Source organism: Streptomyces sp. NPDC050636 (assembly GCF_040654775.1).
Classification (GTDB): domain Bacteria; phylum Actinomycetota; class Actinomycetes; order Streptomycetales; family Streptomycetaceae; genus Streptomyces.
Genome location: NZ_JBFAIP010000045.1, coordinates 16648 through 30344 on the forward strand (window position 1 = coordinate 16648; position 13697 = coordinate 30344).

11 protein-coding genes are annotated in these 13697 nt (G+C 69.9%); 6 read left to right on the forward strand and 5 right to left on the reverse strand.

Features of this window, described 5'->3' with window-relative positions; genetic code table 11:
• Nucleotides 1-18: 18 nt before the first annotated feature.
• Both AB0I10_RS26525 and AB0I10_RS26530 read right to left on the reverse strand, forming a co-directional pair.
• Complete coding sequence (locus tag AB0I10_RS26525; protein WP_363155125.1) at nt 19-747, reverse strand: NAD(P)H-binding protein; 729 nt, start codon at nt 745-747, stop codon at nt 19-21.
• A gap of 203 nt (nt 748-950) precedes the next feature.
• Nucleotides 951-1433 carry a hypothetical protein gene (locus AB0I10_RS26530; protein WP_363155126.1) on the reverse strand — a complete coding sequence of 161 codons (483 nt, stop codon included), beginning with the start codon at nt 1431-1433 and terminating at the stop codon, nt 951-953.
• A 294-nt stretch (nt 1434-1727) separates the two neighbouring features.
• On the opposite strand from AB0I10_RS26530, the gene AB0I10_RS26535 reads away from it, so the two are divergent.
• The 5 genes from AB0I10_RS26535 to AB0I10_RS26555 all read left to right on the forward strand — a co-directional run bounded on the left by AB0I10_RS26535 (nt 1728) and on the right by AB0I10_RS26555 (nt 6962).
• A complete protein-coding gene (locus AB0I10_RS26535; RefSeq protein WP_363155127.1) occupies nt 1728-1907 on the forward strand; it encodes a hypothetical protein in 180 nt (59 codons plus the stop codon).
• 476 nt (nt 1908-2383) lie between these two features.
• Nucleotides 2384-4396 carry an ATP-binding cassette domain-containing protein gene (locus AB0I10_RS26540; RefSeq protein ID WP_363155128.1) on the forward strand — a complete coding sequence of 671 codons (2013 nt, stop codon included), beginning with the start codon at nt 2384-2386 and terminating at the stop codon, nt 4394-4396.
• Nucleotides 4393-5382, forward strand: coding sequence for an NUDIX domain-containing protein (locus AB0I10_RS26545; RefSeq protein ID WP_363155129.1), 990 nt, complete (start codon nt 4393-4395; stop codon nt 5380-5382). Before AB0I10_RS26540 ends, AB0I10_RS26545 begins: the two co-directional genes overlap by 4 nt.
• Nucleotides 5383-5419: 37 nt before the next feature.
• Nucleotides 5420-6622: a protein-L-isoaspartate O-methyltransferase gene (locus AB0I10_RS26550; protein ID WP_363155130.1), complete on the forward strand. Its 1203-nt coding sequence runs from the start codon at nt 5420-5422 to the stop codon at nt 6620-6622.
• A gap of 37 nt (nt 6623-6659) precedes the next feature.
• Nucleotides 6660-6962, forward strand: a complete 303-nt coding sequence (locus AB0I10_RS26555; RefSeq protein ID WP_363155131.1) for a methyltransferase — start codon at nt 6660-6662, stop codon at nt 6960-6962.
• 136 nt (nt 6963-7098) lie between these two features.
• On the opposite strand, the gene AB0I10_RS26560 is transcribed toward AB0I10_RS26555, so the two are convergent.
• The 3 genes from AB0I10_RS26560 to AB0I10_RS26570 all read right to left on the reverse strand — a co-directional run bounded on the left by AB0I10_RS26560 (nt 7099) and on the right by AB0I10_RS26570 (nt 9574).
• On the reverse strand, nt 7099-7518 hold the full coding sequence (locus AB0I10_RS26560) for a RidA family protein (RefSeq protein ID WP_363155133.1): 420 nt from the start codon (nt 7516-7518) through the stop codon (nt 7099-7101).
• Between the two features lie 284 nt (nt 7519-7802).
• On the reverse strand, nt 7803-8414 hold the full coding sequence (locus AB0I10_RS26565) for an NAD(P)H oxidoreductase (protein ID WP_363155134.1): 612 nt from the start codon (nt 8412-8414) through the stop codon (nt 7803-7805).
• Nucleotides 8415-8419: 5 nt separating this feature from the next.
• Entirely contained in the window at nt 8420-9574 is a 1155-nt protein-coding gene (locus tag AB0I10_RS26570; protein ID WP_363155135.1) for an NADP-dependent oxidoreductase, read from the reverse strand.
• 114 nt (nt 9575-9688) lie between these two features.
• On the opposite strand from AB0I10_RS26570, the gene AB0I10_RS26575 reads away from it, so the two are divergent.
• Nucleotides 9689-12976: a BTAD domain-containing putative transcriptional regulator gene (locus tag AB0I10_RS26575; RefSeq protein ID WP_363155136.1), complete on the forward strand. Its 3288-nt coding sequence runs from the start codon at nt 9689-9691 to the stop codon at nt 12974-12976.
• The last annotated feature ends 721 nt before the right edge of the window (nt 12977-13697 follow it).

Below are 13697 nucleotides of genomic sequence, written 5' to 3' on the forward strand. Positions count from 1 at the left end.
CTGGAGGGCGCGAGCGGTTCAGGAGAGCCAGTCGGCGTAGCGGGTGGGGGCGAGGTGGGCGTCCTTGTCGGTGAGGACGTCACCCTTGACGACAGCGAACATGCCGGCGGTGGGATCGGTGAGGACGGTGCGGCCGTCGGACTTGTGGGACAGGGTGATGCGGCCCAGATCGTCCAGGGAGAAGACCTCGGGTCCGGCGATGTTGCGAATGCCCCCCAGCGGGGCACCCACTGCGACTTCTGCCACCGCGTCGGCCACGTCCTTGGAGGCGATCGGCTGGATCGGCGTGGCGGGCAGCCGGACGGTGTCGCTGTCGGCGGTCCAGGACAGGACCGCGTCGATGAATTCCATGAACTGCGTTGCGCGGACGATCGAGTAGGGGATCGGTCCAGCCGTGAGGATGTCCTCCTGGAGCGCTTTGGCCCGGTAGTAGTCCACCTCAGGTACCTGGTCCACGCCGACGATCGAGAGAATGACGAAGTGACGGATGCCGCCCTTCTGGCCCGCGGCCAACAGGTTGTCCATCGAGGTCTGGAAGAAGACCAGGGAGGCTTCGTCGAAGGTCGGGGAGTTCGTCAGGTTGACGATGACGTCTGCCCCCGCCACTGCCTCGTCCAGCCCCTGACCGCTGATGACGTCGATTCCGGTGGACTGCGAGTGCGGTACCGCCTCGTGCCCGGCGGCGTTCAGATTCTTGACGACCTGCGACCCGATCAGCCCGGTACCGCCGATGACCGCGAACTTCATGCCACGCCTTTCGTCGGGAGGTGCATCCGAAATATGGAACATGATCCCCATGTAGGCGTTTGACATGAAGCAGGGTCATACATTCGGCCGACGTGTTGCTCAGCTGACCACCTGCCGCACTCAGCGGCTTCCCAATGGAGAAGTCAAGCCGCTGAGCCTGTGCTGAGCTCCAGTGAACCGCGTCCGGGCAGGGCTGGCGTTGATCAGCGGGTTGGGAAGGAAGCGAGAGCACGATCCCACTGGTCAGCTGCGTGAAGGAGGGCAGCCTTGTCCTGCCGCACCTCCACGACGTACTGGTAAATGTCCCCTCCGCCATCACCCTGCCGCCATGGGGGTGCTGCTTCCAAGGACAAGTGAACGCGAATTGCCGCTCCACCCTCACTGTGGTCGGCAAGGCTAAAGGCCAGGACTGGCTCGACGAACCACGTGTCCGGAGACAACTCGCCTTCGGCGCCAGGCCTGTTCACAGCCACCTTCCCCGATGCCACCGCTCGCAGCCAGTCGGCCACCGCGCGCGCCTCATCGGTCAGCAGACACGGATCGGTAAAGGACCAGCTGCCCTCGGGAGTTGTCACTGTGCCGCCGATGACTAGCCAGTTGTCGTCGTAAGGGTCGCCCTGGACTGCGGGGAATTGATAGCGCAGCGGGTGGAGTTCGACACTGTCTGCGTGATCACTCAATAGCACTGCCAAAGGATGTCACGGGCCTTCCCGGCTCTGCCCAGCGCGGGCCTACGGTCACGGCGACGCTGTGACCGGCAGTGGTATGACCTCGTATGGGCGCCGGTCACGGATCAGGGCCCAAAGGACGTTGACGCGGCGACGGGCGAGGGCAAGGGCGAGGGCGAGGGCGAGTACAGCTTGGACGTGTCGCTTGCCCTCGCTCCGCTTGCGTTCGTAGAAGGTTGGCCCCCGCCACGCCATTCGATCGCAGCAGGGTCATCGAACCGGACTTCTTCCGGGTGCACACCGGCCCACGCCATGCAGCCGATCCGCGCCAGCGGCACCGCGACCGACCGCTTCCGGCCCTTCCCTGGCCAAGCCGGGGCAGCGGCCCTCTACCTCGTCGAGCGCGATTTCCTGCACACCCCCGTCGCCCCGCTCCTCGCCCCCGACGCGATCAACGCCTGGAACACCGCCCTGGCGACACCGACCCCCTGAAGCCAACTGCCAATACAGGGCAGCGGCCGCCCATCGCCGATGACATCCCCTTCACCTCCGAAACCCGCGCCCAAACCCGCGCCCGCGCCCGCGCCCGCGCCCGCGATCAGATCGCACCCCTGTCAATCAAGGCGCCGCAATGCCTCAAAGGAGTGACAGGGGTTGTTCGAGTGCCCATAGGCGCGCACAGGCCAACGGCCACATGGCTCGCGCCAGCGATTGGAACTTACGTTCACCATTTGCCCCCGAAGTGCCCGTTACGGGGGTCTGATCGGGGCCGTTCTTAGAGCACCTGTACTCATCAGTGCCCCTCCTGGAGGAACCATGCATCCCGCAGCCATCCCCGTGACCGCCCCTGCCGATATCGAACATCGACAGCTGGTTCCCTGCGTGTCCACGGGCTTCCTGGGGCGCGTTATTGACGCTGCCGCCCGTGGTGCCCGCCGCTCATCGCGCCCGGATACGAGGTGGGGGGCATGAGCGAGACCACCGATGCCGGGCGCAACGGTGGCAGTGCCGTACCGGAACCGCGGTCTGCCCCGCTGCCGCTGCCCCCCGCCGCCGTACCCGCCGGCCCACAGGACGGCGACATGACGGAGGAGTTGGAGGAGGCGTACTGGTCCCTTTACGACGGCGCCGCCGCTAAGGCCACGGTGCGTCAGGTCCTGACGCGGCTGCCGCAGATCACGCGGCAGATCGGCCGGCTGGCCTGGCAGGCCGACCGCACCGCCACCCTCGCGGTGATCGTCCTCCAGCTGGCCTCGGCGGCCATGACCGCCTTCGGGCTGATGGCGTCCGTCGCGGTCCTGCGGGAACTGTTCGCGCAGGGAGCCACCCCCGACCGGGTCCGCACCGCCGTCCCACAGATCCTGTACGTGGTCGCGTTCCTCACTGCCCGCGCCCTGCTCGAGGCCGGAGTCGCGGCCGCCCAGGCCCGGGTCACGCCCCGGATTCGCACGGCACTGGAGTGTGAGCTCTTGGCGTTGACGGCGCATGTACGGCTGACGGTCGTCGATGATCCCGACTGGCATGACGAGGCATACCGGGCCAACGACAGAGGGTTGTTCTACGCCCGGCAGATCGTCGGCCAGGTCGTCGCCCTGGCCTCGGCCGTGCTGGGGCTGATCGGCACCGCCGGCGTACTCAGCGTTCTCCACCCGCTGCTCCTGCCACTGCTGCTGTTGTCCGTCATCCCGGCCGGAGCCGCTGCTGCCCGCAGCGCGCGGGCCCGCTTCCATTCCTACCGGCGTTGGAACGCCCTTCAGCGTCGGGTGCGGGTGTTCTCGTGGCTGCTGCTGGAACCGGAAGCTGCCCCCGAGCTTCGCTCGGACACCGCCCAGCCCGCCCTCCTGGACGAGCACCGCAGGCTGGTCACCAAGATCGCCGAGGAGGACACCCGTCTGGGCATGCAGTCCGCCGTGATCGCTCTGGCCGGGCGGGCCGTCGGAGGTGTCGGTATCGGCATCACCTACACCGCCCTGGGAGCCATGCTGATCGCGGGGTGGCTCCCCCTGGCGGCCGGCGCGGGCGCGGCCCTCGCCGTCCAGACCAGCCAGACCGCTCTGAAACGCCTCATCGACGTCGCCCACCTCGTCTACGAACATGCGATGTGGGTCGACGACCTCCTCGCCTTCCAGCAGCGCTGCCGTCAACTCCAGCCCCGCACCGCCGAGATGACCGCCCCCGCCACCGTGAAGACGATCGCGTTGTGCGACGTCTCCTTCACCTACCCGGGCAAGGACACCCCGGCCCTGGACAGCGTCTCCTTGACCCTCACCGCAGGCGAGACGGTGGCGTTCGTCGGACTCAACGGCTCGGGGAAGTCCACGTGCGCCAAAGTCCTCGCCGGCCTGTACGACGCGCAAAAGGGAAGCGTGTGCTGGGACAGGGTGAACGTGCTGGACATGGACGCGCAGTCCCTGCACAAACAGGTCGCCTGCGTGCTGCAGGACCCGGTCCGCTTCCCGTTCAGCGCCCTGTCCAACCTCACCGTCTCCACCGGCACCCTCACCGACGCAGACCCACAGCGGGCTCTGGACGCCGCGCGGGCCTCCTGCGCGGAGGAGGTCATCGCCGGCCTGCCCCGCCAGTGGCAGACGCTGCTGTCCAAGAGGTTCCGCGGCGGCCAGCAGTTGTCGGCCGGCCAGTGGGCGAAGATCGCGGTCGCCCGCGGCCTGTACAAGAACGCGCCGGTTCTGCTGTTGGACGAGCCGACCGCGAGCGTGGACCCGCCCTCCGAACACGGCATCTACGAAGCGGTCTTGCGAGGAAAGCTCCGCGACGACCAGATCACCGTGCTGATCTCCCACCGGCTGGCCAGCGTCGTCGAGTGCGACCGTATCTACGTCTTCGACAGCGGCCGCATTGTCGAGTCCGGCTCCCACGACGAACTCATGGCCCAAGGCGGCGACTACGCCTCCATGTTCACCCTTCAAGCATCCGGTTACCAGTCCGCCCCCGAAGCCGATTCCAAGAGGGTGCACCAGTGAACGAGACCACAGCGCCAAGCGACGTCGGCCAGAGAGGGCCACTCGAAGTGGCCAATGCCTCCGCACTCATCTTCAACAGTGCCGGCGAGTACCTCCTGCATCTCCGCGATGATGTTGCCGGCATCTGGGAGCCGGGATCGTGGGCACTGCTCGGCGGCGGCCGCGAGCCTGCTGACGCCTCCCTGGAGAGCACGGTCAGGAGGGAACTGATGGAAGAGGCCGGCCTCGACCTCCCCGTGCTCGAACCGTTCGCGGTCGAGACCGCGACGGGAACCGACGGCTCGGCCATCCCCATCCAGATCTTCGCAGCTCACTGGGACGGCGATGCCACTTCCCTCCGCCTGACCGAAGGGGTGATGTTGGCCTGGTTCAGGCCGGAAGTCATGCCCCGGCTTCGGCTGAGCCCCTCGACCCTCGACCTTGTGCAACGCCACACCGAAAGCCACGCAGCGCACTGCCCCGGCGCGGCCTCCACAACGGCCGCCATCCCTCTCCGGAGATCCCCATCGCCGCGCTCCCTCCCACCATCCCCTGCGAGCGGGAAGCACGCGTTCACCGTGATCGGGGTGCATCTGTATCTGGAGAACACCGAGGGCCAGGTCCTGCTTGGTCTTCGTCACCCCGACTCCGCCTACGCAGGTGAGCTGTGGCATTTCCTGGCCGGACACTGCGAGCAGGGTGAGAGCGCCGTTGCAGGTCTGGTCCGGGAAGCGGAGGAGGAAGCGGGCCTGCTGATCCGGCCCCAGGACATCGAGTTCGTACACGCCGTGCATCTCGTCGACGAGCCGGGCACACAGCCCCGCCTGCAACTGGTCTTTCGTGCGTGGGAGTGGGCGGGGCAGACGGACCTCCGGGAGCCGGACAAATGCCTGGCCTGGCACTGGTGGGACCCGACACATCTGCCGGATCAGATCGTGCCGTACACCCGGACCGCGATCGACGGCATCCGCGAAGGCCGTCTCTACACCGAGCTGGGGTGGTCATGAGCACCAAGCAGACGGCCCGGTCACAGAGGGCAAGCGGGTGACGGACGAGGCGACTGCGGCGCGGACGGCGATGGTCACCCGGCTCGGCGTGCAGTCCGGCCCGGTGCGCGACGCCCTGCTCACGCTCCCCCGGGAGGTGCTGATGCCGCAGGCGTACGTCCGACGCAGCGCGCCGGAGGAGCAGACCCCGCGATGGGACCTGCTGGACTGGACTGTGCCCGGTGACCGCAAGGAGTTGCTCGGGCTGCTGTACGGCGGGGAGAGCACACTGATCCAGCACGAGGGCGAACCCCTCCTCGGGCGCGTGCCCGGTCCGCGGTCCGGTGGGATGATCACGTCGATGTCCAGCACGGTCGGTATGACCGCCGACCTGCTGCAGGAGCTGGATCTCAGGCCGGGGCACCGGGTTCTCGACATCGGCACCGGCGCGGGCGTGACCGCCGCGGTCGCCTGCTGGATCTGCGGCGACCGCGGCGTGGTCACCCTAGACCGCGACCCGCACGTCACCGACGCTGCCCGCGTACGCCTGGCCGACCTCGGGTATCGGCCGACCGCTGTGACGGGGGTCGGGGAGGCCGGCTGGTGGGAACGGGCCCCGTACGACAGGGTGTTCGCGTCGTACGCGGTTCCGTGGGTGCCGTGGGCGTGGGGGGAGCAGCTTGCCCCGGGCGGGCGGACGCTGGTGACCGTCACCGGCACGTCGCCGTCCTGGCCCGGCCTTGCTGTGATCACCAGAACTGCTCGGGGACGGGTGGAGGGTGAGCTGCGGGCGGTGGAGTTCGGGCACCGGCCCGGCTACGGCTTCAAGCGGACTTTCATCTCACGGGCGTTCTTGGGTCGGATCGCGGCCGGTGACGGCGGCCGCAGCTTCCACAGCCGTCAGGCACCGCCAGCCGGCAAGCCGCGCGCGTTGTGGCTCGCTGTCGAAGCTCTCCGGCCTGGCTTGGTGCGAAACTGGGGCGCCGACCACCTGATGATCGGTGCCCCCGCGTGCGGCTCATGGCTCACCGCCCGCCCCGACGCGTCCGGCGGCTGGACGCTCATGGCCTGCGGGCCCCGGGACATCTGGGACGAGATCCAGACCGTCACCGCCCGGTGGCGGGCCGCCGGTTCACCCACCTCATACCGGCTCCAGCTCGAACCGGAAGGTGAGCAACGGGTGAGCGCCGGCCACGGTCCCGGTGCCCTGTCCTGGCGGCTGCCCGTACCACCCACCACCGAAGCAAACACACCGCAGTAACGGAACCCGAGATGACCCGCAGACGAGGAGCGAACCCTTGGGATACACCCACGATGAATGGCACCAGCACTACGACGACGGTCGCTGCATCCGCCAACTCGGCAACGTGGAACGGGTCTTGCTTACCGAGCACATCCCTGCCCCAGACGGCGGACGTGCCCTGGATGTGGGCTGCGGCACCGGTGAACTCGCGGCCTTCGTCGCCCAGCTCGGTTACACGGTCGATGCGGTCGACTTCGCCGAGGGCGCCCTGCCCGGGTTGCCCGTACAGAACGCCAGCAGGAGTTCGCTCATCTGCTGCCCTCTCGCTCCTCGGTGGGGAGCGTGGCTTTGTAGGTGAGTACTGAGGGCACTTGTTGCACGGCAGCGAGATCATCCCGTGCCACGGAAAAGTGATGTTGCCGAGATTTTGAGCGCGCCCAGGCACTTGCTCTGGAAGCGTGGTTGTCATCTGCACGTCGCGATCCAGCGGTGGATCAGGCTTCGGGCCCTTCGGTCGGACGGACCGCGACCGCGTCGATCTCGAAGAGCATCCCGGGCAGCGCGAGCGAGGCGACCCCGCTGAGCGTCTGGGCGGGCAGCCGGTCGGGCCAGGCGCCGTGCAGCGCCTTGCCGAGGATCTCCAGCTTCTCCAGGTCATGGTCGACGATGTACGAGCCGAGCCGTACGACATGTTCAAAGTCTAGGCCGACGCCGGCGAGCGCGATGCGCAGGTTGCCGAAGGACCGCTCGACCTGTGCGGCGAAGTCACCAGGCACGACCTGGCCGGTGTCGTCGGAGGCGTACTGCCCACCGATGAACACCAGCTCGCCGACTGCGGAAGCGGCATGGCTGTAACCGAACGGGGTGGGGTCGTGCAGCCCGGCGGGGTTGGTGATGGTGCGGTTGTCACTCATGAGTGGTGGTTCCTTCACGTGTGGTGTTTCCATCCGGAGACCCTGGCCGCCGGATGCGATGTGTGCGGGCAACGTGCATCCGATGCGGGATGCCGATGTCGGTGCCGGTGTCCGGGCTCCGCCGGTGTCGTGACGATGGTGTGTGCGGTACGGCGTGCTGTCGTATGCGGCTTCACCCCGAGCGCGTGGCCACGCTGCTATAGCTCGACCAGACCAGACCAGATCAGAACCGAGTTGAGCCGAGCCGAGCCGAGGCGATGGTCACGGCCGCCGCGCGAGTGGGATCACCTCGCAGGTTCGACACGTTCGACACGTTCGACAGGTGCGCCGAGGAACGCGGCGAGCGCGGTGTCCGCTGCGGTGAGTCCCAGGGGGCCGACGCTCAGGGAGTCGTGGACGAACTCCACCGAAGCGTCCTTGATGCCGCAGAACTCGGAAATCCCGACACGGAGTTGGCGGTCGATCAGAGTGTCCCAGCCGAGCTCGGCGAACTGTTCGCGCGGGTAACTGGACAGCCCGAGCCAGAGCATCCGCTTGGTGCCCAGACGGGGGCGGCTGCGGCCGTACGCGAAACCGTAGTTCCACACCCGGTCGATCCAGCCCTTGAGAATGGCCGGGAGCCCGAACCACCAGACCGGGAAGACCACAACGATGGTGTCAGCGGTGTCGATCCGGTCCATGTGCGACCGGACCTCGGGCGAGTACTCCTTGTCCCGGTCCGCCCAGTCCGGCTCGTCCTCGGAGCCGGTGCGGGGATCAAAACCCTCGGCGTACAGGTCGAGCAGGTCGACGGTGTAACCCTCGCCCACCAGACGTTCGCGGGCGCGGTGGGCGATCTGCGCGGTGAGGGAGTCGCTGCGCGGGTGGGCGAGGACCAGCAGAGCGTGCTGTACCACGGCCGTCACCCGTCCAGCCGGACGAGCATCTTGCCGGTGTTGGCGCCGTGCATCATGCCGAGGAAGGCGGCCGGGGCCCGGTCGATGCCCTCGAACACGGTTTGTTCTGTGCGCAGCGTGCCGTCGGCGAGCCAGCCCGCAGCGCGCCCGATCCACTCGGGGAAGAGGTGGAAGTAGCTGCTGACCAGCATGCCACGCAGGGTCACCTCCTTGGCGGCTGCCTGGAAGAGGTTGTCGGGGCCGGCGGCCGGCTTGGTGGCGTTGTAGTCGCCGATGGCACCGACCAGCGCGATCCGGCCACCGGTGCGCATCGCGCCGATGGCTGCCCGCAGGTGGCCGCCGCCCACGCTGTCGAGGTAGACGTCGACACCCTCCGGCGCGGCCTGGGCCAGTTGTTCGTCCAGCGAGCCCGCGCGGTAGTCGATGGCGGCGTCGTACCCGAAGTCCGTCACCAGCTTCTTCGCCTTCTGAGGTCCGCCGGCTGAGCCGATCACCTTGGAGGCCCCGAGCTTGCGGGCCAGCTGTCCCGCGACGCTGCCCACCGCCCCGGCGGCGGCGGAGACGAACACCACGTCATCCTCGCGCACCGGCGCGATCTCGGTGAGCGCCGCGTAGGCGGTCAGGCCGGTGGTGCCCAGCGCGCCCAGGTACGCCTGAGCCGGGGCTATGTCGGTGTCGATGACGGTCGCGGCGGCGGCGTCCAGCACGGCGTACTCGCGCCAGCCCAGGAAGTGGGAGACGGTCGCGCCGACCGGCACGGTGGCGGAGCGCGAGGTGACGACCACGCCGACCGCACTGCCCTCCAGCGCGGTGCCGAGGGGGAACGGCGGGATGTATGACGGCACGTCGTCCATCCGGCCGCGCATGTACGGGTCCACCGACATCCAGGTGTTGCGGACGACGATCTCGCCCTCGGCCGGCTCCGGCACCTCGGTGCGGACCAACTCGAAGCTGTCCGCGGCGGGCTCGCCGACCGGGCGGGACGCGAGCCGGATCTCGGCGGAGACGATGTTCGCCGTACTCGCCGTACTCGCCGCACTCTCCTCACTCGCCGTGTTCACCGTGTTCACCGTGGTCGTCGGGTTCATCGGGTTCGTCGGGTTCATCGGGTTCGGCATGGTGGGCTTCCTCTTCCGTTCGGTGGTGCCGTTCTCGTTCACGGGAACCACCTTGCCGAGGGCCGCGCACGATCTGCTGACGGTCCACGCACGGGCACGCACGAGCACGCACGGTCCCCGCACAGGCCGCCGCAGGGCAGGCGTTAGCGTGGCGCCATGCGTTTCGAAGTGCTGGGCCCGCTGCAGGTCCGAACCGACGAGGGGGCCCCGGTCACCGTCCGCGAGCCGAAGGTCCGCGCCCTGCTGGCCGATCTGCTGGCGCACCACGGGCAGCCGGTCTCGACGGACCGCCTGGTCGACGACCTGTGGGGCGAGGCGGTGCCCGGGAACCCGGCCAACACGCTCCAGACCAAGGTCTCGCAGCTGCGCCGGACGCTGGAGCTGGCCGAGCCCGGTGGCCGGGAGCTGGTCATCCACCGGCCGGCCGGCTACCTGCTGCAGGTGCCAGATGACGCGGTGGACTCCGGTCGGTTCGCCGCGCTGACGGCGCAGGCCCGCCGGACCGAGGACCCACACGGCCGGGTGCCGCTGCTGTCGGACGCCCTGGCGCTGTGGCGCGGGCCGGCCTTCGCCGAGTTCCGCGACAACGCCTTCGCCCAGGCGGCCGCCACCAGGCTGGACGAACAGCGGCTGACCGTGTTGGAGGAACTGGCCGGCATACGCCTGGAACGCGGCGAACACCGCATGCTCGCCGACGAGTTGGGTGACCTCGTCCGACTGCATCCGCTGCGGGACAGGCTGCGGTCCGTGCACATGCGGTCGCTCTACCTCTCCGGCCGGCAGGCGGAGGCACTGGACAGCTACCGCGAGTTGACGGAGCGTCTGGCCGAGGACCTGGGGCTCGACCCCGGCCCCGAGCTGGTCGCCCTCCATCGGGCGATCCTTCGGCAGGACCCGGCACTGGCACCCGCCCCGGCCCCTGCCCCCATCGCCCCTGCGGGTCTCCCATCCGGCCCGGCCGCCGCGGCTACGGCTCCGCCCCGCACGAACCTGCCGGCCGGGCTGACCGACCTGATCGGGCGACGCCAAGAGGTCGCCGACGTACGCGCGCTGCTCCAGTCGGGGCGGCTGGTGACTCTCACCGGGCCCGGCGGTGTCGGCAAGACCCGGCTCGCGCTGGAGGCCTCCGCGCCGGCGGCCGACGCCTTCCCCGACGGGGTCTGGTTGGTCGAACTCGCCGCCGAGACCGCCGGTACCGGCGATGCCGCCGAACTGGCCTCGGTGGTGGCCGACACGCTGGGCATCCGCGATCACGCCACCGCCCACCTGCCGTCCGGGCGGGCGGCGGACCGGCTCGCCCACGCGCTCGGCCCCCGACGCCTGCTGCTCGTCCTGGACAACTGCGAGCACCTGATCCAGCCGGTCGCCGAACTGGCCGAACGGCTGCTGCGCCACGCGCCCGGCCTGCGCATCCTGGCCACCAGCCGGGAGCCACTGGCGATCTCCGGCGAGACACTGCACGCGGTCGAGCCGCTGCGGGAGTCCGACGCCGTGCAGCTCTTCGCGGCGCGGGCGGCGGCGGCCTCCCCGGGATTCGCCCTTGGTCCTGCCAACGCCGACGCCGTGGCACTCGTCTGCGAGCGCCTCGACGGGATCCCTCTCGCGCTGGAGCTCGCCGCCGCCCGGGTACGGGCCCTGGGCGTCCATGAACTGGCCGGGCGCCTGAGCGACCGCTTCCGTCTGCTGAACGCGGGGCGCCGGGACGCACCCGCCCGGCAGCGGACCCTGCGCGCGGTGATCGACTGGAGCTGGGGGCTGCTGACCGGTCCCGAGCGCGCCGTTCTGCGCCGGCTGGCCGTCTTCGCCGGCGGATGCACGCTGCCCGCCGCCGAGGAGGTCTGCGCCGCACCGGACGTACCCGCCGACGCCGTCCTCGACGTGGTCACCCGCCTGGTGGACCGCTCGCTGGTCACCGTGCTGGACGGCGAGGACGGCCCCCGGTACCGGATGCTGGAGTCGGTCGCCGCCTACAGCCTCGAACGGCTCGACGAGGCCGGTGAGTCCCGGCTCGCCCGCCGACGACATCGGGTCCACTACACCGAGCTGGCCGAACGGTCGGAGCCGTGGCTGTACGGCCCCGACCAGCGCCGGTGGCTGCGACGACTCGACAGCGACAGCGCTAACCTGCGCTGCGCACTCGCCGACGCCGCAGCGGGCGGTGCCGCGGACGGCAGCGGCGACGGTGACATTGACCTGGCGGTGCGACAGGTCAATGCGTTGGCCTGGTACTGGTTCCTGCGCGGCCGCCTCGGCGAGGCCCGGCGGTCGTTCGACATGGCACTGGGTTCCGGCGCCTTCGGCGATGACGGCCCCGCCTTCGACCGGGACTCCTCTGCGGCCCGGAGCAGCGCGCTGGCGAGGCGGGCCGCGTTCGCGCTGCTGGCCGGCGACGACGCGCAACCGAAGCAGCCGATCGACAGGGGGTACGACGGGGCGGACACCAGGGCCCGGTGGTTCCTGGTGCTCGCCCGGTGCGGGTTCGGCGACCCGTCCGGTCAGGATCGGACCGTCGGCCTGCTCGCCGAGTTCCGCGCCGACGACGACCGCTGGGGCATGGCCGCGACGCAGAGTACCCGCGCCACCCGGGCCATGTACCGGGGCGACCTCGCCGGCCTCAGGCGGCACGCCGTCGATAGCGCGGCACGCTTCGCCGAGCTCGGCGACAGGTGGGGCCAACTCCAGGCCGCCGAACAGCTGGGCGTGCTGGCCGAGATCGCCGGCGACTACGACGAGGCCGCCCGTCTGCATGGCGACGGCGTGCGCATCGCGGAGGAACTCCAGCTCTGGACGGATGTCTCGTTCCGGTTGTCCAGGCTGGGCAGGATCGCGCTGCTCACCGGCGAGTACGCGTCCGCTGCGGAGTTCCACGAGCGGGCGCGGCGGCTGGCCGCCGAGCAATCCCACAGGCCCGCCGAGCAGTTCGCCGCGACCGGGCTCGCCCTCGGAGCTCGGAGGCAGGGTGACCTCGACGCCGCCGAGGCGCATCTGCGTCCCTGGCTGGACTGGAACCGCAGGCTGGGCGTGGATTCCGGGACGGCCCTGATCCTCGCGGAACTCGGCTTCGTCGCCGAGCAGCACGGCGATGCCCGGCAGGCGCAGGAGCTGCACCTGGAGGGTCTGACCGCAGCACGCAGGACAGGCGATCCCCGGGCGGTCGCGCTCGCGCTCGAAGGGTTGGCCGGCGCGCAGGCACTCGCGAGACGGCCCGGCCACGCCGCCCGGCTGCTCGGCACGGCCGCCGCAGTCCGGGAGTCGGTCGGCGCACCGCTTCCCCGCGCTGAACGCGGCGACGTCGACCGCGTCACCGCGCGCGCGACCGGGGCCTTGGGCGAGGACGCCTTCACCACCGCTTTTCAGCAGGGCCGCGACCTGGAACCCGACGACCACCTGCGGCACTTGCCGCCACTTGCCGCGGCTGACCTGGGTGCCGGAACGACACACTGACCTGATCACTGACCTCATCGATGACCGCATCGCCGGCCTTGACTATGGAACTCAATGCCTATTTCCTGCGGCCCCAGCCGGCCGGTCCCTGCCCGTCGCCGTCGTCCGCGGGGACGAGCTGCGCCAAGGCAGCCGCCGACGAGGCTGCTGACACGGACCGGAAAGCCCCGCAACTCCGAGAGAAGGCAGGGGTGGAGGGCATTTCGCGGGGCCTCCCCGCAACGTCGACGACCTACGGGCCGTCGCCGACCTCGCGCCGCACGGCGTGGCCGGCGCACTCATCGGCTGCTCCCTCTACACCGGCGCGCTTCCGCTCCCCCAGGCCCTCGTCGTCTGAGCACCGTCGACCTCTGACCGCAGTGGACGGACGCAGGGGGCCGTCTGAAGGGTCTGGCCGGCGGGTCGAGTGACTGGCCAGGTAGTCGGCCCTGAAACGCCCCCCACTGCACGCGAAGCTCGGGGCGCAGAGCGCGACCAGGCCCCGCGCTGAGCTCGACTGCGGGTCGTAGCTACGTCAGGCGTGCGGTGTCGCGGTGGGCCGCCACCTCCCTGGACTACGAGGAGGAGTCGCTCATCCCGGCCCTGGCCGCGGTCCCCTTTCCCTCCTGCGCAACTCGATGACGAAAATACACTCTTTTCACCCCTATAGCCGGTTTGTCCTGATCTGCTCGCTGGAAGGCAACCCCGGGTACCCAGATCCGGCAGCCCCCGCACGGCGGGG